The sequence below is a fragment of the Synechococcus lacustris str. Tous genome (assembly GCF_003011125.1).
Lineage (GTDB): Bacteria > Cyanobacteriota > Cyanobacteriia > PCC-6307 > Cyanobiaceae > Synechococcus_D > Synechococcus_D lacustris.
The window spans coordinates 1-22,827 of the sequence record NZ_PXVC01000020.1 but is presented as its reverse complement, the minus strand read 5'-3'; the positions used below and the strand labels follow the sequence as shown (position 1 = coordinate 22,827).

Genomic DNA, 22,827 nt, shown 5'->3' with positions numbered 1-22,827 from the left:
TACCCCGTAGGACGTGATGCTCCTAGATAGCGCCCCCTGAATGCACTTGCAAGTTCTTGGTTACAGATTGCTGTTKAAATAGGCCACTGCCAAGCCGCACCAGGGTGCTGCCCGCTGCCACCGCAAGGGGCCAATCGTTGCTCATGCCCATCGAAGAACCGGGCAATTGCAGCTCTGCCGCAAGRCTGGCCCCCTGTTTAAAAATTTGGGCTAGTTCATCAGTTCCTAAATCCTGGGGCGGAATCAGCATTACCCCCACCCAAGCAACGCCAGSTAGTTCCTGCAATTGCGGCCACTGCTGGCGCAATTGATCCAACTGAAATCCACCCTTATTTGGATCTAAACGCAGCTGCACCTGGRCATAAAGCTTGGGGCTATGGCCCTCCTCAAGGGCAATGCGGCTGATGCGTTTTGCTAATTCCAAACTATCAACGCTATGCAGGCAGCTAAATCTGGCCAGCACTGGCCGCACCTTATTGGTTTGCAATCTGCCAATAAAATGCCARTCGATATCAACTAAATCTGCCAATAAAGCTTGCTTTTCTTGCGCTTCCTGCAACCTACTTTCGCCAAAACTGCGKTGGCCTAGTTCATAAAGCAACCGCACAGCATCGGCKGGTTGCCCCTTGCTCACGGCCAGTAGCTGCACAGARGCAGGCAGCTCACGCCGCAACTGCCCATAGCGCTGCACTAACGAATCCACGGTTTAGATGAAAGTTTGATCAAACAACTTCTGCCACAGCGGTAAATCAACAGAACGATTRCGCCGCTCCCTCAACAGATTTTGCTCAGCCAGATGGCGGGCATCAAGCAAAGGCATYGAGTCGAAATTAGCGCCGCGGCCGTGGTGGCTTACCCGGAAAAACATGCGCTGGGCRTAAAGMGTGGCATAAACCTCCTGGGCTTCCCCAGCCGGACACACCCGATAGAGCAAACCAAAAGTGGGATGGTTTAGGTAACGCTCAGCACTCACAGGGGCTTGCTCCGTGGAAGATCTCAGAGGCTGCCAAAACGCATTCGCAGCGCCATAAGCAACAGCAAAGCCAAAAGGCCCATCCCATCCAACCAGATCAATGGTTTGCGGGGCACCCGCAATGCCGCTGGCGATCGCCACAGATCACTGCGGGCCAATAGGGCCTCAGCCCCCTGTTCCGCCCGCAGCAACACATTGGCMAGCAGCCTCTCACCAAGGGCTAAYACAAGCCCCAGCAACTGTTTCCAGCCAAGCTGCCGCAGGTTCAAAGCGCGGGTAGCCAGCCCACGGGTGAGGTTTTGCAATTCCTCCTGCACAAGCGGCACAAATCGAAGCGCCAGCAGCAATTGAAAGCCGAGTTTTTGCACCGGCACCCCCAGGCGCTCCAAGGGCCGCAGCAGGGCACTAATCCCCCAGGCCAACTCCTCCGGTGGGGTGCTCACCAGCAACAGATTGGCGCTGTGCATCACCGTAAAAAGYAAACTTGCCGTGTTTAAACCCAACTCAGCCGAGCGTTTAGTGATGCGCAAAGGGCCCGCCTGAAAAAGCACCCAGGCTGGCGGGGCGGGCAACTTTTGCTCCACAGGGGGGCGTTGCAGCGGYAGGRRTCTTTCCTGGCCACTGGGCAAAAATGCAGCCAGTAAACCCACCGCCAGGCTTAAGGCCAMTAGGGCSGGCAAACTGCGTTGCCAAACCCGCAGGGCGATGCCACTGCAAAAAGTAAGCGCCAGCAAAAGCACCACTAGGGCCAAGCGCCAGCCGGGCCCCGCCAGCACTGGCGTTARTAAAAAAGCCAARCTCCAAAGGAACTTAAGGCGYGGATCCAGCTGCCTTAACCAGCCCCCACCAGCTACATATTGGCCAATGGGAAGTTGCCGCAGCCAATCCATCAACGTTCAGCAGCCCTCGATTGATCCCTTTCGGCATCACGCTGTTGCTTACCGCGCCAAAACAAGCGCAGGGGAGAACCTTCAAAGCCCAAACCCTCTCTGATTTGACGTTCCACATAACGGCGATAGGTATCACCAAACAACTTTGGATCGTTCACAAATAAGGTGAAACTTGGCGGCCGCACTGCCACTTGGGTGCCGTARTAAACCTTGCCTTGGCGGCCACCTCGGGTGGTGGGGGGCGTACGCCAACTAAGRGCTTCTTTGAGMACTTCGTTTACCACTGAAGTGCTCACCCGGCGGCGATGTTGCTCCACCGCAAGGGCGGCCAATGGGAAAATGCGCTCCACCCGTTGGCCGGTGAGCGCAGATATGAACAACATTGGCGCCCATTCAAGGAAATAAAGCTTTGAGCGCAACTCCTTTTCCATGGCGGGCAGGGTGTGGCTGTCTTTGGAAATAAGGTCCCACTTATTYACTGCCACCACACAGGCGCGGCCGTCTTCTTCTATGCGGCCAGCAAGCCTTTGATCCTGCTCYGTTACCCCYTCTTCTGCATCGATCACCAAAACGCACACATCACTGCGTTCAATCGCCTTAAAGCTGCGATTGATGCCAAAAAATTCAGGGCCATAGGAAACGCTGCGACGGCGGCGAATACCTGCTGTATCAAGCAGCTTCCAGGTTTTACCCTCCCGTTCAATGCTGGTGTCGATCGTGTCGCGGGTGGTGCCCCTAATGGGGCTAACGATGGCTCGATTTTCGCCGCAAATTGAATTGAGGATGCTGCTTTTACCCACATTTGGCCTGCCGATAATGGCCAATTGGATCGGTTCCTCCAGGCCCTCTAATTCTTGGCTGGCAGGCAAAAAGCTGATCACCTTATCGAGTAGTTCACCGGTGCCAGCCCCGTGGATGGCGGAAACCGGATAGGGCTCACCAAGGCCAAGGGTCCAGAAATCGGCAGCCATGGCGAGGCCCTGGTCGGGCGACTCGCATTTATTAACCGCAAGTAACACCGGACAATTCTGGTGTCGCAACCATTCGGCGATGCTTTCATCGGCGGCGGTGAGGCCCTGTTGGCCGTCCACAATCACAACAGCAACAGCTGCTTCTGCCATGGCGAGCTTGGCTTGCTCGCGTATTTCAGGCAAAAATTCACTGTCGTCGTTAAAAACCAAGCCGCCGGTATCAACCACCTTGAAGGTGCGATCAGCCCAATAGCCTTCCTGGTATGTGCGGTCGCGGGTAACACCCGGTTGGTCGTGCACGATGGCATCTCGGCTACGGCAAAGCCGATTAACCAAGGTGGACTTACCCACATTGGGACGCCCGATGATTGCCACCACCGGCAGGGCCACGGCTGTTTTCCTCTCTGTTACCTATTTAACCGACCCTACATGCCTGCCTAAACACTCATTTGTTGGCGGCGCCAAGCCAATAGCCAGCTAACTGCCGTTGCTCTGCGGGTTAGCCGCGGCTGCAATTCTCCTATTCGATAACCTTTGAAACCCARTTCMTCCTTCAACAATTGCTTTAAATCAGCCGGTATGGAACGGGTGAGCATCACAACCGGAGGCCTATTGGCAATGAAATCAGGGGCAGATGGATAGGCTTCACGCCACTGGGCTGGGGTTAGTGGCCCCGCTGGCCATGGATTTTCAGKTGAATGCCCATCAAAATTTAAATTGCTCGGCTGATAACCCAAGCGCTTCCAAATCAATTCACAAACCTGGCGATCACTTAGCTGATCATCAAGGATTTGCCAAAGGATTTCATCATTAATGGTTAGGTCTGCTGCCATCGGAACTACTGAATGCAAATTGCTACCCCAATAGTTTTGCAATCTCCCCTCTCCGGGGTRAGCGACCGTTGCTTTCGCTCGCTCGTGCGGCGCTGGGCTCCCGATGCCCTGCTGTTCACTGAAATGGTGAATGCCACCAGCCTGGAAATGGGCCATGGCCGCTACAAAGTAGAAGAACTGGCAAATGAACCAGGCCCCGTTGGGGTGCAGTTGTTTGATCATCGCCCCACTGCCTTAGCGGAGGCTGCCCGTAGGGCGGAAGCAAGTGGTGCGGTGCTAATTGATATCAATATGGGCTGCCCCGTACGCAAAATCGCCCGTAAAGGTGGCGGCAGCGCCTTAATTCGCAGCCCTGAATTAGCAGCCCAAATAGTGGAAGCTGTTGCCAAAGCAGTTCAGGTGCCCGTAACCGTTAAAACCAGGTTGGGGTGGTGCGGTAATTCAGCTAACCCAATTGGTTTTGCCTTACTGCTTCAAGAAGCGGGTGCCCAAAGGCTTTGTTTACATGGCCGCACCCGGGAGCAGGGCTTTAARGGCAAAGCCGATTGGCTAGCGATCGCAGCTGTAAGGCAGCAGCTGCGCATACCAGTAATTGCYAATGGCGACATCACAAGCCCAAGTGATGCAAAACGCTGCCTTGAAATCACCGGTGCCGCTGGGGTGATGGTGGGTAGGGCCAGCATGGGGGCGCCATGGCTGGTGGGCCGTTTGCAGGCARCGCTCAATGGTGAGCCTGATCCTGGTGAACCCAGCAGCCAAGAGCGTTTGGCCTTAGCTGGCGAACATCTGCAAATGCTTATTAGTGAATGGGGCGACCACGGGCTGATGATCGCCCGCAAACACATGGGCTGGACCTGCAACGGTTTCAGTGGYGCTGCGCAGTTGCGCCAAGCCTTGATGCGCGCCCCCACGGCAGCGGCGGCCCAAAACTTGTTAAACCAGGCACAAGCAAATTTTGCTCCCACTTATGGAAAGCATTAGGAAAACTATTAATGGATGTTGTTATCTGGCTGGCGCTACTTTGGCCAATTCTGCTAAGCCGGGTMCCAGAGGAGAAACGTCCCCTCTGGATGCGCCGCAGTTTATTSCTGCTTCTWAGCCTAYTCAGCTTGCGATATCTGYACTGGCGATGCACAGAAAGCCTCAACCTTGAAAGCCCAACCTCTACGTTTTTAAGCCTGTTGCTCTTAACAGCAGAAGCATGGCTGCTAATAAGTGGGCTCGTGCCTATTTTGCTCTCGTGGAAGCCCTATGGCGATGGCAGGCTTGCTGCAATTAAGGCAGAAGCTCAGTGGGAAGCCAGCGATTGGCGTCCCTGGGTTGACGTATTGATACCCACCTGCGGCGAGCCATTACAGGTATTAGAGCGCTGTCTTCAAGGTTGCAATCAGCTCATATATAAGAATCGAACCCTATGGGTTTTGGATGATGCCGGGCGAGCGGAAGTTAAAGAATTAGCAGCACAATATGGCTGTTGCTATCAGCACCGCAGTGGTTGCTCAGGGGCCAAGGCGGGGAACCTAAATGCAGGTTTAGCTAATGCCACTGGCGAACTGGTGGCAGTTTTTGATGCAGATTTCATCCCACAAAAACATTTTCTCAACCGTTGCATTGGTTTATTAATGGAGCCCAATGTTGGCCTTGTGCAAACTCCCCAATGTTTTTTCAATGCCGATCCAATAATGAGGAACCTTGGCTTAGAAGCTTGGCTGCTTCCTGATGAAGAAAGCTTTTACCGCTGGATTGAACCAGTGCGTAGTGCCTGGGGTGCAGTGGTTTGCGCAGGCACTTCATTTGTGGCACGCCGCAGCGCCCTTGATGATGTGGGCGGATTTATCGAAAATGCGATTTCAGAGGATTTTGTTACCGGCACCGCCCTCACGGCAAAGGGTTGGCGACTGCTTTATACCGCCGAAAAGCTAAGCGCTGGCCTAGCCGCTGAAACAATGTTGGATTTTGTGCGGCAACGCCAACGCTGGGCAGCAGGCACAATTCAAGCGCTTCGATTACCCCAAGGCCCCTTGCGAGTTAAGGGCTTAAGCATGAAACAAMGGCTGGTTTATTTAGAAGGAGCCTTGCATTGGTTTAACACTATTCCACGATTAATATTATTACTTATGCCCCTGAGCATTGGTTTACTTGGAGTGCTGCCYGTGCATTTCACAACAACAGCACTTCTTACTAATCTTTTACCGCTGTGGTTGGCATTTTTATTGAGTGTGGGCTGGTTAAATCGCGGCAGCCGCCATGCTTTATTAGCAGAATTRCCAGGCTGGGTTCTTGCTATTCCYTTGGCAAGCACTGTTTTCCTGAGCCTGGCAGGAAAAATATTACCTTTTCGAATTACACCAAAACATAGGGTGCGGGAAAAGGGGGGTATTGCAATSGAACTRGCAATGCCGCTGCTTGTGTTGATGCTACTAAATGGGATAAATCTTCTGGCAATTATCAGCGCCCTAAATATAAGAACAGATGCGGGTTCAGGTTTAGGTTTGTTTTGGGCAAGCTTAAATTTRSTTGGCCTRTTGGTGGCATTAAGGGTGTGCTGGGATCGCCCCTGCCCCGACCCCACACCCTGGTTCAAGATTCATATGGAAGCTTATYTATTAAACCCAGCTGGCAAAAAATTTCCAGTTGAAATCGATGCAATTAGCGAAAAAGGTGCGGATTTACGCTGTAAATCYGCATGGCCCMAAGGCCCTGGCTGGAAACTAATRCTAGATGATGAAACCTCTGGAACAAKAKTGCCAATGGCAATACCGCTTGGCYTAATAACTCCAGGCTCAATTTTAAGTGTTAACTGGCTTGCAAATAACCTGGAAGAGGTAAAGGCCCTAAAGAACTGGTTGTTCAGCCGACCAAWGGCTTGGCCGGATCGGCAGGCAGCGCCTGAATGGAAAACATTTTTTATATTATTAAGCCGCCTAKCCTGGTTTCCAAAAACTCCCAAAGCAGGCAGTAGAAGTTTAATACCCCAACAGATCACGGGTGCCGCTGATTGCCTGCACAGCTAAAAGTATCGCCACTAAAACATTACTAGTTACATGCAATCTGCGCATACGAACTGAACTATGGATTTCTGGCCTTGCCGCCAATGAGAAAAGTAGTAAGCCCGTTAGTAATACACCACTCCAATAATGGGAGCCCCAAAAACCAGCACTAAATGGGTTGTCGCTAAGGCGCCAAATCTCTGGCTCACTGCCAAGGCCAAGCACCCCAGCCCAGGTGAGCAGCGCAAAAATTGCCCTTAATGGTGGGCGTTTTACCTGCGCTAGCGCCAACACTGAGCCCAAGCTGCCTGCCGCCACCAGCAGCAGCAGGGCCAACCGTTGCAGGCCACCGCTGAAAGCCAAAGCGGGATCAAACCAAGCTTTAAGGAATGAATACACAAAAGCAATCAGCACCACCACCACCACCGCCACGGTGAGCCATCGGCCATGGTCTGAATGTTCAACCGGCACCGCCGCCAGCTGTTTGGTGATCCCCAAACGCCTTTCACGAACCAATAAACCAAGCCGAATCGTTGCACCCACCACTGGGTAAACAAACAGAATCATCAACACTGGATGCAACAGCGCCAACCAATTAATTGCTGTCAAGGCAATACCTCAGGCCAGTTTTGGCGAATCAATAACAAGGAAAAATARGGCCTCTGTGCTGCTGGCACTTCAGAAGCTGGCAGCAACAGTTGATCCGGCCAACCCACCCGCTGGGCAAACAAGCTGGCAGCTAGTAAACCTCGGGCCTCAAGCACAGGTTGCACCCATAGCCAACGTTCACCCAACTTCAAYAAAGCAAGCACGGTGTTGCTTGCTTTGGCTTGCTCCAGCAATAACTCGAGCGCTGCTTGGCTATTAGGGGTGGGGCGAATCAAAAGGCCCTCATCTTGCAAAGCCAGGGGCCAGGGCATCCCCAAACTGGATGCGGCTGCCGCTGCAGCAGCCACTGCCGTAATTCCTGGAATAACAGAAACAGGCCATTGGGGATAGCGGCTTGCAAGCTCCAGGAGCACATAGGAGCAACTGGCAAATAGGGAGGCATCCCCTTCACAGAGCAACACCAGCTGCTCAGCCCTAGCMAGCTCCGCCGCTAATAGATCTGCAGCTGTGCGCCAAGCCGCAAGCCGTGGTGCCGCTGCTGCCACCATCGGGAAAAGCAGCGGTAGRTGACGCTGCTCAGTAATCCACGGAGCGGCTATGCGAGCCGCCATACCTTCAGCGCCTGGCTGGGCCACGGGGTAGGCCACCACAGCTGCTTTAGCGATGGCTTGCACTGCTGCAACCGTTAATAGGTTTGGATCACCTGGCCCAACCCCCACAAGGGTTAGGGCTGCCGCCGCCTTCAAATGGAATCCACCGCAGATACCTTTCTAAGCTGCTGGTAATAAACGTTCAAAACAKCTGCCGTGAGCAAACTCACTGTTTATAGGCATCGGGAAGATCTGCAGCAGCAGCAACCAGAAGGYCAACGAGCTCCYCAACCATCTTTTAGCAGCATTGATCCCGCTGTGATCGCAGCAACCCTGGCTGAMAAAGGGATTGGCTTTGAACGTTGGCMAGCGMCGGTAAACCTAAGCAGYAATGCAGAAGCGGAGGAAATACTTAGGGCCTACGGGCCGGAAATCGCCMGGGTGCAAGCAAACGGCAATTATCAAACCATCGATGCRATTCGCATGMAACCAACCCACCCAGATCGGGTTGCATTACGCCAAAAATTTTTAGCTGAACATACCCACGCAGAAAACGAAGTGCGTTTTTTTGTGGAGGGCCGCGGTTTATTTTGTTTACACATAAACGATGAAGTTTTACAGGTTTTATGCGAACGCAATGACTGGATAAGTGTGCCAGCTGGCACTAAACATTGGTTTGAYATGGGTGAAAATCCAGAATTTTGCGCGATCCGCTTTTTTRATAATCCCGATGGCTGGGTTGCAGAATTTAGCGGTGATCAAATTGCGAAATACTACCCTTTGCTGGCTGACTAACAAAATCCAACCTATTAAAGTTCCACCCCAAAGGAATGRAAACGTAAATCCTCTGGATTTGCCAGTTCACCTGTTAGAGCAGCCACTTCCGCCAGGGCCAACTGCTCTAATCTTTCAATAATTTGCGGCCTTGGCCAATATCGTTCACAAAGCATCCAGTAAAGGCCGAAATGTTTTGCTTCACTTGAAAGTAGGTTGCCATATAGCTCCCTTAATTCCTGGTCGGGATGGTTGCTAGCAAGCAGGGCCATCCTTTCATGGCTGCGGGCTTCTATTAAGCCAGCCACCAAAAATGTATCCAGCTGGCGCAATGGCTCTTGCTTGCGGATATAACCCGCGAGTTGAGCGCCATAGGGTGGTGCCGCCAGGGGTCTTAGGGCAATCCCCCGCTTTTGCAGCAAGGTGAGCACCCGATCGAAATGGGCTAGCTCCTCCTGCGCCAATGGGCTTAACACCGCTGCCAATAGTTCATTGGATGGATATCTAAACATCAATTGCAGCGCAGCACCTGCCGCTTTGCGYTCGCAATGGGCATGGTCGATTAGTAGGTGCTCCGGTTGGGCAATCGCCTGCTCCAGCCAGYGGCGGCTGCTGGGGCGCACCAACCAACGAATTGGSGTGGGCGTTGCACTAATCACTGGTTTTTTGCCTTTAGGTGGCCCACCACCGCTTCTAGGGCCAGGTAATAGCTGGCGACACCAAAACCACAGATCACACCCAATGCCCGATCAGCAAGGTAAGAGGTTTGCCTGAATTCCTCGCGGGCATGCACATTGCTCAGATGAAGCTCCACATAAGGCAACGCCACCGCAAGCARSGCATCACGCAAAGCAATAGAAGTGTGKGTGTAGGCRCCYGCATTGATCAAGATGCCATCCGCCTCGCCACTGGCCTGCTGGATGCGATCCACCAATGCCCCCTCATGGTTGCTTTGRTAGCAAGTGAGCTCAACCCCTAGGAGCAGGGCCCTTTGGCTTAATTCAGCGTTGATTTCCGCCARGCTATGGCTGCCGTAGAGGCCTGGTTCTCGGCTACCAAGCAGATTTAAATTTGGTCCGTGCAGCACGAGGATCCGCATGGCAGCAGCGTTTCTTTACTGATCGTATGGGCAGCAGGGTGCGCTGGTAAATTCTTTGGGTGTGGTGCGGGTCGGTGCCCGAGTGGTTAATGGGGGCGGACTGTAAATCCGCTGGCTCTGCCTACGTTGGTTCAAATCCAACCCGGCCCATCCACACGCCCTTGTAGCTCAGCGGTAGAGCACTCCCTTGGTAAGGGAGAGGTCACGAGTTCAATTCTCGTCAAGGGCTTTTAAGTTMAAATTAAAGTTWTTCAAGATTAAAAGTTATAYAATCGGTAAATGGAAAYTTTTTTATTGGCCTTCAGCCTGATTGCCCAAGCCTGCAGCTGYGCTTGCAATCCACCAACAGTTGGCTATCAAAGCAAYACTGGAAGCTGCATATGTCCGTGTAAAATTCAAACYGARCCCTTYTTAAATATAAACAGCCTCACTGGGCCAAAGGGACCTGGCCCCTATGAATCTCCATCCAGCTGGAATGCTCCAAACTGGGGAATAAACAACGATTATGACGGCTTTGGTTGGGGTGGCTGGGGTGGCTGGCCAGTGGATTTCTATTGAATTGAAACATTGCGGCGGTGGCGCAAAGAATCAAATAATGCCAGTAGAAGTAAAACAACACCAATCAAACCACTCAGCCATTCAGGTAGATGCATATGCCATTGCTTTAAAAGAATTCCAGATAACATAAGCAGCCCCAGGGCGCCGATGGCATAGTGAGCGCCATGCTCTAAATAAACCAAACTATCTAGGGCTTTTTCRCGGCTCAACATAAGGGTTAAAGACCGTATAAACAGGGCCCCTAAACCCAAGCCAGTAAGAATTAAAGGTAAATTAGTAGTAATCGCAAATGCACCAATAGTGCCATCCAAGCTRAAGGAGGCATCTAGCAATTCTAAATAAAGCAAACTGGCCAACCCCCCGCCTGCTGCTAAACGGCCTGCCGCTTCCTCCTCACTGCCAAAGGCTTCCGCTATTGATGTGCTTAATAATTGCAATACCAAGCCAATCACCCCTGCCACTAAAACCTCCCCATGCAAACGCACTGGCAGAGCAGCTACTAAAAGCAGYAATAAAATCAATGCCAATGCCACCTCCAATGCCTCAACYCTTCCCGCCGCACTTAGGCGACGTTCCAATGGCTTAAGCCAATGCAATGTTTTAGCTTCRTTAAAGAAATAGCGCAAAAATACCATCAACAAAAACATACCGCCAAAGGCCAAAATTCTTGGTTCGGCMAGATCTAAYAATTCCTTGTAATGCTGCGGATTATGCAAGGCAGCATCAAGAGCTTCGCCAACCCCCACGCCACCGGCAAGGCACACCAAAGCGAGGGGTCCCGCAAACCGCACACCAAAAACAGGGATCACCAATCCCCAGGTAAGAAAAAATCGTTGCTGACCTGCGGTGAGCTGATCCAGCACCCTGGCATTAACAACTGCGTTATCAAAGGAGAGGGAAATCTCCAACAGCAACAACACAAAGGTGATCCAAGCCGCCTCCAGCCCCGCCATGCCAAGCACCAAAGCAAGGCCCAAGGCGCAACAGCCCAGAGGGAAAACCAAATACTTGAGATAACGCTGCATTAGAGGATTTGTGCCAAAAAGCGCTTGCTGCGCTCGTGTTCGGGATGGTTGAAAAATTGATCCGGCGGCGCTATTTCCACCACCCGGCCCTCATCCATCAAAACCACCCTATCTGCCACCTCTCGGGCAAACCCCACCTCATGGGTTACCACCACCATCGTCATGCCATCAATCGCCAGTTGGCGCATCACATCCAACACCTCCCTCACCTTYTCAGGATCCAAAGAACTGGTGGGTTCRTCAAACAACATCAAGCGGGGTTSCATGCACAGGGCCCTTGCAATAGCTACCCGTTGCTGCTGGCCGCCACTTAACTGACCGGGGAACTTATGGGCCTGTTCAGCAATGCCCACTCGCTCCAATAGGGCCAATGCCTGCTGCTCCACCTCAGCGCGGTTGCGCTTACGCACCCAAATAGGCGCCAGCAACARGTTATCAAGCACYGATARATGGGGGAAAAGATTGAATTGTTGAAATACCATTCCCACCTCTTTACGCACAGCATCGATATTGCGCAAGTCGTTATTWAGYTCCATTCCATCTACYACAACTGTGCCTTCTTGATAATCCTCYAAGGCATTAAAAGTRCGTAAAAAGGTGCTTTTGCCAGAACCAGAGGGGCCCATAATCACCACCTTTTCACCGCGATKCACCTCTAAATCAACYCCCCTRAGRGCATGAAAACCATTGGGRTACCACTTCTGMACCCCTTTRGCTTCAATCATTAATTGCTTAGTTGCGTTCATTGGGGTTTAGGAATGGATTGGAGGCCAGGGGAGGCAAGCCGTTTTTCCAAAGCGCGGCTACCTAAAGACAATGCCGCACAGGAACACCAGTAGAGCACTGCCAAGAGCAAATAAACCTCCGCATAACGCCCCAACCAATCTGGATTAGCCAGAACGCTGCGGGCTATGCCTAAGAGGTCGAATAGGCCAATAATTGATAACAAGGTTGTGTCTTGCAGCAGGGAGATGCATTGGCCTCCCATCGCCGGTAGCGCCACTTTTAATGCCTGGGGCAACACCACCAGCGCCATGGTGTGAAAACTGGATAGCCCAAGGGAGCGGGCAGCTTCAAATTGACCGCGGGKAATGGCATTTAAGCCACCGCGGATAGCCTCCGCCAARTAGGCGGCGGCAAAAACAGTTAATACCCCTGTTGCCCGCCACACCCGATCGGGAGCGAGGCCATTKGGGGCAAGAAAACCAACTAGGTTCTGGCCAAGAAACAACAAGGTTATTAGTGGTGCACCTCGAATTAATTCAATGATCCCAACGCTTATGTAGCGAAATAGGGGCAAGGAACTACGGCGCCCAAGCGCGAGGATTACCCCCAAAGGCAAGGCGAGCAAGAGGGTGAGGCTGGTGATTAATAAGGTGAACAGCAAGCCCCCCCAATCACTTGGCCGCACCGCTTGCAACCCCAGCCCCCCGGCTATTAACCACAAACCAAACACGTAAGCCACGCCCCAGATCAAGGCCCACCAATCACCAAAACGCTTGCTTRAGGCTTGGCTAAGCCGATGGCTAAATGCCAGCCGCCCAAGCAACAAAATCAACAGTAAAAACAGCACGCGAATTTGGTTTAAGGGCCCAWATGCCAGCAGGGGCGGCACCCCTACCGCGAGTRCCAGCAACAAACCAGCGGCGATCCGATCATTAAGGGGCCAGCCGCTGGCGCCCCGCAGCCGCCCCCAACTAAGGCCAGCCAAACTTGTGAGCATGCCCAAAAGCAACCAAAGGCGCCATTCCTGAGCCTCTGGATAGCGGCCGATGGTGAGGGCCGCSGCATTGGCGCGCACCACTAACCAYTGGGCACTATTAATTGCCCAATTCAGCACACCCCAGCCGGCCCACGAAAGCAAAGCGAGCAAACCAACGGTGATGATGCCATCGGCGGGAGTGGCAAATAATTGACGCCTCAGGCTTATGGTTAGCCGCTTCATCTCTCCTGCAACCTCACCAAACGATCAATCGCATTCATCACAACTGAAATCACTAAATCAAGCATTAAATAAACCACTAATAACAACAGAAAAACCTCGATGCCGCGGCCGGTTTGATTAAGGGTAGTTTCAGCAACGGCATAAAGATCTGGATAGCCAATTGCAACAGCCAATGATGAGTTTTTAGCCAGTGAAATATATTGGCTATTAAGCCCMGGAACTATTACCCGCAAGGCCTGGGGAAGCACCACAAGGCGCAAAATTTGCAAAGGCTTTAAACCCAAGGACTTCGCAGCCTCCCATTGGCCAAGGGGTACKGAGGCAATCCCACCCCGCACCACCTCTGCAATAAACGCAGCGGAATAAATAACAAGGCCCGTTAACAGAGCGGCCAGCTCCAAAGAAAGSCTCAGCCCCCCTACTAATTCTCCATTAACTAAATCTGCACCAAATAGATAAATGCCGCTCTTAGCAAGCTGCATACCTGGTAACTGCAGGGCTTGATCAGCAGAAGGCAGGCTAAGAAAAACGGCAAAATACCAAAATACCAATTGCAAYAACAAGGGRATATTRCGAAYYAATTCCACRTAAAYCCTGGTAACACCGCGWAGTAATGGGTTRCCACTAAAGCTGGCRGCACCAACAGCCACACCGAGGGCAGTGGCAAGCACTAAACCGGAAACCACCACCCGCAAAGTATTAACAAAACCAGCCAACAAGGCGCGGCCATAGCTATCRCTTGCCCGATAGGGCAAAAGCGTTTCAGCAATATCAAAACCAGCTGGTTGATTTAACCAGCCAAGGGTGAGCCGCAGGCCAGCGCGGGCGAGATTGCGCTCTAAATTGCCCAGCAACAGAGCAATTGCAAGCAATAAAAATAAACCTGCTGCCAGCTGGATCAACCAGCCCAGCTTGCGATTATCACGCCACCATGGCACCGGCATTGAAGGRAAACTCACCAYTAACTCAACGGAAGGGTGGTGAATAGATCAARCCACCATTTTTATAGGAATTATTCAAACCCCGCTCCAGCTTCAGCCGTGAAGCTTTRCCTACATTACGTTCATAAATCTCRCCATAGTTGCCAACACTGGCAATAACCCTTGGCACAAAATCTGCGCTTAGCCCCAGCTGTTCGCCCAGGTCGCCCTCCACRCCAAGAAAACGGCGCAGATCAGCCTGATTTGGATTGGCCTTAGCAAAGGCTAACTTCTGCTTGAGATTATTTGAATCAATACYTGATTCCTCCGCCTGCATAGTGGCAAATATCACCCAGCGCAGRGCATCGCTGAGGCCSGAATCGTTATTTACAGTTACKGGGCCCAAAGGTTCCTTACTAAGTACATCGGGAAGCAACGTATGGGCAGCCGGATCGGGGAAGCTAGTTTTTTTTGCGGCTAATTGAGAGCGATCACTGGTTACAGCCGCGCATCTTCCTTGCAGGTAAGCACCATAGGTTTGATCACCGGTTTGATATTTAACTGGGGTATATGGCACGCCAAGCTCGCGAAAGCGATCGGCCAAATTCAACTCWGTGGTGGTGCCATTTTCAACGCAAATTGTTTTACCAGCCAAATCCTTAAGGTTTGTTATGCCACTGGCTAATGGCACCATCACCCCCTGGCCATCAAAAAAGATTGTTGGTGCAAATTCCAGGCCATTTCCACCTTTGGCATCCCTGCTAAGGGTGCGGGTGGTATTGCGTGACAACACATCAACCTCTCCACTGGCAAGGGCCGTAAAGCGCTCGCTAGAAGTTAGTTCTCGATACTCAACTTTGTTGGGATCATTAAATAATGCAGCAGCTAAAGCCCTGCACACATCCACATCGATACCAACGTATTTACCTGAATTATCTTGATAGCTAAACCCTGGCAGTTTGCCKTCTACACCACAGGTGAGGCTGCCCCGCGCTTTGATCGCATCTAAACGCCCGCCGCCAACCCCTTCCCCAGAACCGCCGCAGCCTGCCAGGGCCAGGGTTAGGCCCATGAGCAGAATTGCCCAAGGGGCCTTTAAGCAACTTTTCACAGCGCTCTCAAAAATTTTTCAAACGTTAAGCGCATCCCTTCCCCATGGCTGTTCAAACCGTTCAAATCGCACCGATGCGGTTGCTGGTTGCCCAGGGCCATAGCCGTTCCTTGGCTTGGCGACTGGGGCAACTAGAGCGCTTACGCCTCTTACTCACAGGCCACGAAGAGCAGCTAATGGCTGCCTTGGCCGCCGATTTGGGCAAACCGGAATTCGAGGCCTACCTCGAAATTTCAATCGTGCGGGATGAGCTGAACTTGGCGAAACGGCAACTGCGCCGTTGGATGGCGCCAAAACCAATGCAATTGCCATTGGTTTATCAGCCGGGGCGGGCTTGGGTTCAACCGCAACCCCTGGGCTGCGTTCTGGTGATTGCCCCCTGGAACTACCCGCTGATGTTGCTGCTGAAACCCCTGGTATCTGCCCTAGCTGCCGGTAACACCGCAGTGCTGAAGCCATCGGAATTGGCACCCCATGTGGGAGCACTGCTGGCTCAGCTGGTGGCTGAATACTTTGATGCCASCGTTGCAACGGTTGTTCAGGGGGGTATAGATGCGGCCCAAGCCCTACTAAAACTGCCTTTCAACCATGTCTTTTTCATTGGCGGCGCTGAAGCTGGGCGCCAGGTGCTTAAGGCAGCCGCGGCCCAATTGATTCCAGTAACGCTTGAACTCGGGGGCAAAAACCCTTGCATCGTTCTTGATGACGCCGATCTTGAAGTAAGTGCCAAACGGATTGCTTGGGGCAAATTTTTTAATGCCGGGCAGAGTTGCGTTGCGCCCGATCACGTGTTGGTAACACCGGGGCTAAGGAAACCGTTGGAAAAGGCAATAACCGCTGCCATTGCAGCATTTTTTGGCCCTGATCCCAGCCTTTCAAGCAGCTATGGCAGGGTGGTTAACCAAGGCCAATTTGATCGCCTTTCAGCCCTGCTGGAGGGCGCTGASCTGATCTGCGGTGGWGAGAGGGATCGCCAAAATCTTTATTTCGCACCCACCCTTGTGGCCTGCTGCGAAAACCATCCCTTGATGCAGGCAGAAATTTTTGGGCCATTGCTCCCACTGCTGGAGGTGGCCGATCTAGATGCCGCCCTTTCAAAGCTGAACCAAGGTCCCCAGCCCCTGGCGATTTATTTATTTAGCCGCAGTGGCAAGGCCCAGTCAGAAGTGCTGCAAAGCAGCCAATCGGGTGGCGTGGTTTTTAACGATGTGATCTTGCAAGCCGGCATCGCCAGCCTTCCCTTTGGTGGGGTGGGGGCAAGCGGCATGGGTTACGGCAATGGCCGCAGCGGATTTGAAACCTTTTCCCAGCAACGGTCGGTGTTGCAACGCCCCTTCCAACTCGATCTACCTTTTCGCTACCCCCCTTACGGMAGGCGTCTTAGCTGGTTGCGCCATTTTCTTGGTTAAACAACGGCAAGGGGGACTGGCGCTTCTCGCCAGGCTCTTTAAGGTGCGGCCACTAACCCTTTCACCTCCTTTCACTAGCCATGCGCGCCCCCCTGTTGGCCCTGCTGCTGCTGGTTGCCGCCTTGCCCCTGCGGGCAGAGGAACCCGTCCACGTGGTGCAGCCAAAAGAAACCCTTAGCGCCATCTCACGCCTTTATGGCGTTCCCATGGCAACCCTCATAAGCATCAACAGCATCGAAGATCCAAACAARGTAAAAATTGGCACCGCCTTRAAACTGCCMGTGCAGGCAAAACCCATTGCACTGAAATCCCAAGAAACAAAACCAGTTGTTGTTAAACCAGTGGAGGCAAAACCAGTTGTTGTTAAACCWGTAGAAACAAAACCAGCAACTCCCCTGCTGCTTGCCAAGAAATCAGCAACCCCCGACTGGCGCCAYTACGGRCCYTTGCAGGTGGATTGGAAAAACTGGCGCACCATGGCTGGCAGCCTTGTGGCACCAAGCATCAATAAAGAAGGGCAACCCCTTTATGTGGCCGTTAATTGCGGTGCCAAGAAACTCAACGTAACCGGGCCAGCAGGAGCCTGGAAAGCTTGGGAAGCCCCCTCGCAAGAATTTGAGAAAGAACTGGTGGGTGCCGTTTGCCGCGACACCTCCTTACAAAAGRGTTGATCCCATAGTTGAACCGGTGGCTCAGGCCAAATCAGAGGCCTGGGCTGCCGCAGTAGTTGCTCGCCAGCTTCCGTGAGATACACATGYTTCCCGGAGCCGCTGTCGGCCAGCAATTCCAGCTCCACCAGGCGCCGCAGGTGCCAGCGCCATAGGGCAGCTGGCTGATCATCGCTAGCAAATTCAGCCGCCAAGCCAACCGCTTCCAAGCCCTTTGGTGCCAGGGCTAAACGCTTTAGTAATTCGATCGCCGCCGCGGCGTTATTAATGAGGKTTAAAGGCTTAAGGCAGCGGTCGCATTTCCCGCAGGTGGGGGCCAATTCCCCCACGGCCGCCAATARAGCCTGTTGTCTACARCTGGCCCCCTCTGCCACGGATTCCATCAGCCTCAATTGGGTTTGGGCCTGGCGGCTGCGCAACTTGCTCTCTGGATCYTTGGCTGCATTGATGGCCCAGGCCAGGCTGCTGCGGTCGCCATCGCGGTATAAAACCACCACTTCAGCYGGYTTGCCATCCCGGCCAGCCCGGCCCGATTCCTGCAGATAGCCCTCTGGGCTAGAGGGGAGCTCCAGATGTAATACCAAGCCCACATCAGGTCTATCTACCCCCATACCAAAAGCAACGGTGGCCACCAACACCGGCCGGGGTTCCTGCTGAAACTGTTGCAGGGCCAGCAACCTACTTTCAGCGTCCATGCCGGCGTGGTAAGCCAAAGCTGGCATTTCTGCATTGCGCAACAGGTTCGCCCAGCGTTCCACCCCCCTGCGGGTGCGGGTGTAGATCAGCACCGCACCGCGGGCCGCCCTAGCCGCATCAAGAACAAAAGCCAATGGATCCTCAGGGCGCCACATCATCCGGTAGGCAAGATTTGGCCTGCGGGCAGAACGCACTTGGATCAAAGGCCKTTTCAATTCCAATAAACGAATTACATCTGCCCGCACCCGMGCCGGGGCCGTGGCRCTCAAGGCCACCAAAGGCACCCCTGGGCACAGGCGCCGCAACTGGCCAAGCCGGCGGTAGTCGGGGCGRAAATCATGGCCCCAGGCGCTGATGCAATGGGCTTCATCCACTGCAATCGCCACCAGCTGGCCCTGGTAGATGAGCTCCTCCAACATGCGCCTGCAGGCTTCTCCCTTCAGGCGTTCAGGCGCCAAATACAGGAGCCTTAATTGGCGTTGCTGCAATTGCAGCTGTAATTGTTGATGCTGCTCMGGGCTCAAWCCCCCGTGCAAACAAGCGGCGGCAATGCCCCTGCGCTGCATCTGAGCCACTTGATCCTGCATCAAAGCCACCAGGGGTGAAATCACCACMACAAGGGCCTGGCGCACCAAAGCGGGCAATTGATAACARAGGGATTTACCCGCCCCTGTGGGTAACACCGCTAGGCAATCGCGGCCCATCAAAAGSGCTTCCACCACCTCCCGCTGGCCGGGTCGGAAATGCCTATGGCCGAAATTATTGCGAAGGGTTTCAAGCAACCGATCCCCCTCAGGGGCTAACTCGCTTGGGTTTTCTGCTTTAAAAGTGCTCACCGGCGGACCATACCGGCTGGTTATGGCCAGGCAAGGCCCTAGGGCATTGGAGGTGCTTCCAATTGATCTGCKGCTTCCTCTACCAATTGCARSCGCAGTTTTTTGCCACCGGCCAGCTCACCAAGGGAAACCCTCAGGTTTGAGCCACTAAGGCTTTCCAAACCCTGCAGGAGGCTGCGCAGATAGGGGGTGCTACTGCCGCTTTCAAGCCATAGCCGTTCGTGTAAACCGCCGAGCCGCCGCCAGCTGGTGTGGAGCTTGAGCACTGCCTGTTCCAATTGCTGCGCTTGTCCCACCACATCAGCAACCAAACCAAGCATGTCTAGGCGTTGGGCCTCCTGCATCGCCTTTTCCAGGTCGATGGATTCATGTTGCAGGGCCCGCACCGCCAAGCCAGCTTCTGCCGCTTTGGTGAGCCAGCGGGCGGTGAGGGTTACGTCTTTAATCCTTTCAATCTCTGGCTCCTCTTTCAATACCCGGCGCAGATCTTCCTGTTGCGCTTCTGGAAGCCGCGCTAATTCCCGCACCAGCGGTGCCACCACCTTGGGCGGCAGGAGGTTCTGCTGGGTGCGCTCTCGGATCACCTGGGGCAGCAGTTCACTGGTGGCGGAGGTGTATTCATCACTGAGGCGACGCACCTGGGTGCGGGTGATCTGTTGGCCTTCATTGGCAGCTTCACTAATTARTTGCTGCACTTCAGGRTCTGCCTGGGCTGTTTCTAAAAAAGCGCGCTTAGAAAAATTRTTAACGCTGGTTTCCTGCAAGAGGCCACCRCCCACGAGGCTGTCGGCTGATTCAGAAAGCTGAATTAAGCCATAGGCCCTGGTTTTACTGATTTCCCGTTCGCGCAACCACTGCAAAAAGCCAGCACCCCTGCCTTCGCCACCGCGCTTTTCACGGTCGCGCACGGAGCCAAGAATGCGACCACGCCAAATTTCGGTTTGGAGGTCGAAACGATCGCAAAGCTCCCATGCCTGCTCGAGGCGAGCATGGAATTCCATGCTGCTGAGATCATCCCTACCAGGATCAGGCAGGTCTAGGTGGAGCACCGGTGGTTCCAGGGAGGGAGCAGCTACCAAAACAAATTGCACAAAGGCCGCGACGAATCATGACGGGAGATCGGCATTGGGGCTTGGGTTAGGTAATTTCAGGCAGACAGATCTAACCCTGGCCCTGCGATGGCAATTTCCCGCGGCGACAAGGTGCGCATCAAGCGTCCTGAGTCCTATTGGTTCAACGAAGTGGGAACCGTGGCTTCTATCGACACCTCAGGCATCCGCTACCCAGTGGTGGTGCGCTTTGAAAAGGTGAACTACAACGGTTTTTCCGGCGTTGATGGCGGCATCAACACCAACAACTTTTCGGAAGCTGAACTCGATCCCGCCTGAAGTGGGTGCCTGAACTTCCAGAGGTTGAAACCGTCCGCCGCGGCCTTGAGCAGCAGGCGGATGGTTTTGTGGTGGACGAGGTTTGCGTATTACGCAGCCGTGCCGTAGCGGCCCCTAAGGGGGATCCGGATGGTTTTGCAGCAGGCCTAGCCGGATGCTGCATCAGCGCCTGGCGGCGGCGCGGTAAGTATTTGATCGCATCCTTGAGCCGAGGCAGCGAGCCCGCCGGTGAACTGGGGGCCCACCTGCGTATGACGGGCCAATTCCAGTGGTTTAAACAAGCTGAAAAGCCCGCCTGCGCCCACACAAGGGTGCAGTTTTTTGGACGCCACGGCCCCCARGCAGAAGCGAGGGAGTTGCGTTTTGTTGATCTGCGSGCCTTTGGCGAACTCTGGTTTGTGCCCATGGGCTKTGCCACTGAGCAAATAATCACTGGCCTGCAACGGTTAGGGCCGGAACCTTTTAGCACTGCCTTCAATGCCAACTACCTRAGGCAGCGCCTGAAAGGCTCAAGCAGACCAATCAAAAATGCCCTGCTTGATCAATCCCTAGTGGCGGGGGTGGGCAATATTTATGCGGATGAAAGCCTGTTTCTCTCCGGCATTCAGCCCCACAACGCCAGTGGCAAGCTTTCATTGCTTCAACTTGAAAAATTACACAGCTGCTTGGTGGAGGTGTTGCAGGCCAGCATTGGCGCCGGTGGCACCACCTTTAGCGACTTCCGTGATCTAAAGGGCAATAACGGTAACTATGGAGGTGTGGCTTGGGTTTATCGCCGCGGTGGTGAACCATGCCGTAAATGCGGCAGCATCCTGCGGCGAGAGAAACTAGGTGGCAGAAGCAGTCACTGGTGCCCTACGTGTCAATGCTGAATCCCAAAGCAGCCCTCATTGAAGTGATGGCTGCCGTGCAGCAAAGGGGCTGGTGCGATGGCACCGGCGGTAATTTCAGTTGTGTTTTGCAGCGCGATCCATTGCAACTATGGATGGCACCCAGTGGCGTGGATAAGGGGCAGCTCMAAGAGAGCGAACTGATCTTGGTGRATGGAGCGGGAACGGTGCTTGAGGGCAGTGGCAAAGCCAGCGCCGAAACCCTGATGCACCTTGCAATTGTTCAATATTGCAACGCAGGTGCTGTGCTGCATAGCCATTCCCAAGCTGGCACCCTGTTATCGCAATGGGCGTTATCAAAAGGGGGGCTGGAATTAAGCAATCTAGAAATGCTTAAGGGCCTTGAAGGGATCAAAAGCCACGCCACAAGTGTGCTGCTGCCAGTGCTTGCAAATAATCAAAATCTTGCCGAATTAAGCGCAGCGGCTGCACCGCTATTGCCAGGGGCTCCAAAGGGAATTTTGATCGCTGGCCATGGCTTATATGCCTGGGGTGAAAATTTATTTCAGGCWAAACGCCATCTTGAAATTATCGAATTCCTWTTGGAGCAAAAGTGGCGACAATTAATACTTGAAGGCTTAGGAATAAAGCCATGATCAAGTTCAATGGCTTAAAAGGTGTGGTGCTCGACATAGAGGGCACCACCTGCCCGATTGATTTTGTTGCCAATGAACTTTTCCCCTATGCCCACCAGGCCTTACCAAAATTTGTAGCTGAACATAGCCAGGATGAACAACTAAAGGAGTTATGGGATGAGGTAAAGCAAGCGATGCAAATTGAGCCAACAAAGGGGGCACCTAAAGAAATAGCTAGCTACCTGCAATGGCTGATTAAACAAGATCGCAAATTCAGCCCTTTAAAGGAACTACAAGGCATAATCTGGCAAGAGGGCTATGGCGCCGGCAAGCTAAAAGCRCCCCTCTTTGATGATGTTGGCAAGGCATTAAACAACTGGCATCAAATKGGTTTAAAACTAGCTGTTTATTCCTCAGGCTCAGTGGCAGCACAAAAATTGCTCTATAGCMATAGCTCAGCGGGCGATCTAAGCAAACTATTTAGCAACTGGTTTGATACCCGTTTGGGMTCMAAACTAGATCAGCTCAGCTATTCACAGCTGGCGAAAACCATGGCGATCCCAGCTGATGCTTTGCTATTCATTAGTGATGCACCAGAAGAATTAAATGCTGCAAAAAAAGCTGGCTACCAAACCTGTGGCAGCCAGCGCGCTGGAAACAAATTTATAATTGACAATATCTTGTTTAACGTGGTTACAAGCTTCAGCAGTTTGGAACTTGAACTAGGAGACTAAAACTAACTAACTAAAATCAAAAGAGGCCCAAGGTGAGAGACTTATCGATTGGCAAACAGGCTCCAATACCCAGGTAAATCGTAAAGAAGGTGCCGAATAAAAAGGCAGCCATTGCCACAGGGCGGCGGAATGGATTCTGGAATTTATTGAAACTTTCGATGAAAGGAATCAACATCAAACCCAGGGGGATCATGGTTTGCAAGGCAATGCCAAGCAATTTATTTGGCACCACCCGCAGGATCTGGAAAACCGGATACAAATACCACTCAGGCAGAATTTCAAGGGGGGTGGCGGATACAAATACCACTCAGGCAGAATTTCAAGGGGGGTGGCAAATGGATCA

General features: G+C 53.0%; 24 protein-coding genes, 2 tRNA genes and 1 pseudogene. 10 read left to right on the top strand and 17 right to left on the bottom strand.

Annotated elements, in window-relative coordinates; all coding sequences use genetic code 11:
- Positions 1-22: 22 nt before the first annotated feature.
- The 5 genes from C7K08_RS06350 to C7K08_RS06330 are packed head-to-tail and all read right to left on the bottom strand — an operon-like array spanning position 23 to position 3,667.
- Entirely contained in the window at positions 23-703 is a 681-nt protein-coding gene (locus C7K08_RS06350; protein ID WP_106499799.1) for a YggS family pyridoxal phosphate-dependent enzyme, read from the bottom strand.
- A 3-nt stretch (positions 704-706) separates the two neighbouring features.
- On the bottom strand, positions 707-973 hold the full coding sequence (locus C7K08_RS06345) for a PipX family protein (protein ID WP_106499798.1): 267 nt from the start codon (positions 971-973) through the stop codon (positions 707-709).
- Between the two features lie 23 nt (positions 974-996).
- Positions 997-1,863, bottom strand: a complete 867-nt coding sequence (locus C7K08_RS06340) for an energy-coupling factor transporter transmembrane component T family protein (RefSeq protein ID WP_106499797.1) — start codon at positions 1,861-1,863, stop codon at positions 997-999.
- Positions 1,863-3,224, bottom strand: a complete 1,362-nt coding sequence (der, locus tag C7K08_RS06335; RefSeq protein WP_106499796.1) for a ribosome biogenesis GTPase Der — start codon at positions 3,222-3,224, stop codon at positions 1,863-1,865. Before der ends, C7K08_RS06340 begins: the two co-directional genes overlap by 1 nt.
- 47 nt (positions 3,225-3,271) lie before the next feature.
- A complete protein-coding gene (locus C7K08_RS06330) occupies positions 3,272-3,667 on the bottom strand; it encodes a DUF1823 family protein (RefSeq protein WP_106499795.1) in 396 nt (131 codons plus the stop codon).
- Positions 3,668-3,679: 12 nt separating this feature from the next.
- Between C7K08_RS06330 and dusB the strand changes: the two genes are divergently transcribed.
- On the top strand, positions 3,680-4,648 hold the full coding sequence (gene dusB, locus C7K08_RS06325) for a tRNA dihydrouridine synthase DusB (RefSeq protein ID WP_106499794.1): 969 nt from the start codon (positions 3,680-3,682) through the stop codon (positions 4,646-4,648).
- 242 nt (positions 4,649-4,890) lie between these two features.
- Positions 4,891-6,681, top strand: a complete 1,791-nt coding sequence (locus C7K08_RS06320) for a glycosyltransferase family 2 protein (RefSeq protein WP_241537098.1) — start codon at positions 4,891-4,893, stop codon at positions 6,679-6,681.
- Here the strand turns inward: C7K08_RS06320 and C7K08_RS06315 are convergent.
- Both C7K08_RS06315 and C7K08_RS06310 read right to left on the bottom strand, forming a co-directional pair.
- Positions 6,634-7,266 (bottom strand): DUF4079 domain-containing protein, encoded by a 633-nt coding sequence (locus C7K08_RS06315; protein ID WP_106499792.1) that lies wholly within the window; start codon positions 7,264-7,266, stop codon positions 6,634-6,636. The genes C7K08_RS06320 and C7K08_RS06315 overlap by 48 nt on opposite strands.
- Positions 7,263-8,012: an SAM-dependent methyltransferase gene (locus tag C7K08_RS06310; RefSeq protein ID WP_241537097.1), complete on the bottom strand. Its 750-nt coding sequence runs from the start codon at positions 8,010-8,012 to the stop codon at positions 7,263-7,265. Before C7K08_RS06310 ends, C7K08_RS06315 begins: the two co-directional genes overlap by 4 nt.
- Before the next feature lie 96 nt (positions 8,013-8,108).
- Between C7K08_RS06310 and C7K08_RS06305 the strand changes: the two genes are divergently transcribed.
- The gene (locus C7K08_RS06305; protein ID WP_106499812.1) at positions 8,109-8,651 is read left to right on the top strand and encodes a 1,2-dihydroxy-3-keto-5-methylthiopentene dioxygenase; all 543 of its coding nucleotides are present in this window, start codon (positions 8,109-8,111) and stop codon (positions 8,649-8,651) included.
- A gap of 14 nt (positions 8,652-8,665) precedes the next feature.
- Here the strand turns inward: C7K08_RS06305 and C7K08_RS06300 are convergent, their stop codons facing one another.
- Positions 8,666-9,289: a MiaE family protein gene (locus C7K08_RS06300; RefSeq protein WP_423218686.1), complete on the bottom strand. Its 624-nt coding sequence runs from the start codon at positions 9,287-9,289 to the stop codon at positions 8,666-8,668.
- Entirely contained in the window at positions 9,286-9,729 is a 444-nt protein-coding gene (gene aroQ / locus C7K08_RS06295) for a type II 3-dehydroquinate dehydratase (RefSeq protein WP_106499791.1), read from the bottom strand. Before aroQ ends, C7K08_RS06300 begins: the two co-directional genes overlap by 4 nt.
- 68 nt (positions 9,730-9,797) lie before the next feature.
- Here aroQ and C7K08_RS06290 point away from each other — a divergent pair.
- Together C7K08_RS06290 and C7K08_RS06285 are read left to right on the top strand one after the other, a co-directional pair.
- Positions 9,798-9,879, top strand: a tRNA-Tyr gene (locus C7K08_RS06290).
- A 7-nt stretch (positions 9,880-9,886) separates the two neighbouring features.
- Positions 9,887-9,958, top strand: a tRNA-Thr gene (locus tag C7K08_RS06285).
- A 322-nt stretch (positions 9,959-10,280) separates the two neighbouring features.
- Here the strand turns inward: C7K08_RS06285 and C7K08_RS06275 are convergent.
- Genes C7K08_RS06275 through C7K08_RS06255 form a run of 5 tightly spaced genes read right to left on the bottom strand, consistent with a single transcriptional unit; the run spans position 10,281 to position 15,249 of the window.
- Positions 10,281-11,312 carry a DUF475 domain-containing protein gene (locus tag C7K08_RS06275; RefSeq protein ID WP_106499789.1) on the bottom strand — a complete coding sequence of 344 codons (1,032 nt, stop codon included), beginning with the start codon at positions 11,310-11,312 and terminating at the stop codon, positions 10,281-10,283.
- Positions 11,312-12,058 (bottom strand): amino acid ABC transporter ATP-binding protein, encoded by a 747-nt coding sequence (locus tag C7K08_RS06270; protein ID WP_106499788.1) that lies wholly within the window; start codon positions 12,056-12,058, stop codon positions 11,312-11,314. The genes C7K08_RS06275 and C7K08_RS06270 overlap by 1 nt, the downstream gene beginning before the upstream one ends.
- Positions 12,055-13,257: an amino acid ABC transporter permease gene (locus tag C7K08_RS06265; RefSeq protein ID WP_106499787.1), complete on the bottom strand. Its 1,203-nt coding sequence runs from the start codon at positions 13,255-13,257 to the stop codon at positions 12,055-12,057. The genes C7K08_RS06270 and C7K08_RS06265 overlap by 4 nt, the downstream gene beginning before the upstream one ends.
- Positions 13,254-14,216 (bottom strand): ABC transporter permease subunit, encoded by a 963-nt coding sequence (locus tag C7K08_RS06260; protein ID WP_423218685.1) that lies wholly within the window; start codon positions 14,214-14,216, stop codon positions 13,254-13,256. Before C7K08_RS06260 ends, C7K08_RS06265 begins: the two co-directional genes overlap by 4 nt.
- Positions 14,217-14,223: 7 nt before the next feature.
- On the bottom strand, positions 14,224-15,249 hold the full coding sequence (locus C7K08_RS06255; protein ID WP_106499809.1) for an amino acid ABC transporter substrate-binding protein: 1,026 nt from the start codon (positions 15,247-15,249) through the stop codon (positions 14,224-14,226).
- 83 nt (positions 15,250-15,332) lie between these two features.
- Here C7K08_RS06255 and C7K08_RS06250 point away from each other — a divergent pair, with 83 nt between their 5' ends.
- Positions 15,333-16,697 (top strand): aldehyde dehydrogenase family protein, encoded by a 1,365-nt coding sequence (locus C7K08_RS06250; protein ID WP_106499786.1) that lies wholly within the window; start codon positions 15,333-15,335, stop codon positions 16,695-16,697.
- A 526-nt stretch (positions 16,698-17,223) separates the two neighbouring features.
- Here C7K08_RS06250 and C7K08_RS06240 read toward each other — a convergent pair.
- Positions 17,224-18,897 carry a RecQ family ATP-dependent DNA helicase gene (locus tag C7K08_RS06240; RefSeq protein ID WP_241537096.1) on the bottom strand — a complete coding sequence of 558 codons (1,674 nt, stop codon included), beginning with the start codon at positions 18,895-18,897 and terminating at the stop codon, positions 17,224-17,226.
- A gap of 38 nt (positions 18,898-18,935) precedes the next feature.
- Complete coding sequence (locus C7K08_RS06235) at positions 18,936-19,898, bottom strand: hypothetical protein (protein ID WP_241537101.1); 963 nt, start codon at positions 19,896-19,898, stop codon at positions 18,936-18,938.
- Positions 19,899-20,075: 177 nt separating this feature from the next.
- On the opposite strand from C7K08_RS06235, the gene C7K08_RS06230 reads away from it, so the two are divergent.
- From C7K08_RS06230 to mtnC, 4 genes are read left to right on the top strand one after another with little or no spacing between them, the layout of a single operon-like run.
- Positions 20,076-20,285, top strand: coding sequence for a photosystem I reaction center subunit IV (locus tag C7K08_RS06230; protein ID WP_106499784.1), 210 nt, complete (start codon positions 20,076-20,078; stop codon positions 20,283-20,285).
- Between the two features lie 5 nt (positions 20,286-20,290).
- On the top strand, positions 20,291-21,157 hold the full coding sequence (locus C7K08_RS06225) for a DNA-formamidopyrimidine glycosylase (protein WP_106499783.1): 867 nt from the start codon (positions 20,291-20,293) through the stop codon (positions 21,155-21,157).
- The gene (gene mtnB, locus C7K08_RS06220) at positions 21,151-21,771 is read left to right on the top strand and encodes a methylthioribulose 1-phosphate dehydratase (protein WP_241537095.1); all 621 of its coding nucleotides are present in this window, start codon (positions 21,151-21,153) and stop codon (positions 21,769-21,771) included. Before C7K08_RS06225 ends, mtnB begins: the two co-directional genes overlap by 7 nt.
- Positions 21,768-22,484 carry an acireductone synthase gene (gene mtnC / locus C7K08_RS06215; RefSeq protein WP_106499781.1) on the top strand — a complete coding sequence of 239 codons (717 nt, stop codon included), beginning with the start codon at positions 21,768-21,770 and terminating at the stop codon, positions 22,482-22,484. Before mtnB ends, mtnC begins: the two co-directional genes overlap by 4 nt.
- Positions 22,485-22,500: 16 nt before the next feature.
- Here the strand turns inward: mtnC and petD are convergent.
- Positions 22,501-22,776: pseudogene (gene petD / locus C7K08_RS06210) on the bottom strand (cytochrome b6-f complex subunit IV); the annotation flags it as partial.
- Positions 22,777-22,827 lie beyond the last annotated feature (51 nt).

Coding starts and splice junctions, on each gene's coding strand:
- C7K08_RS06230 (WP_106499784.1), top strand. CDS start 20,076: ATGGCAATTTCCCGCGGCGACAAGGTGCGCATCAAGCGTCCTGAGTCC.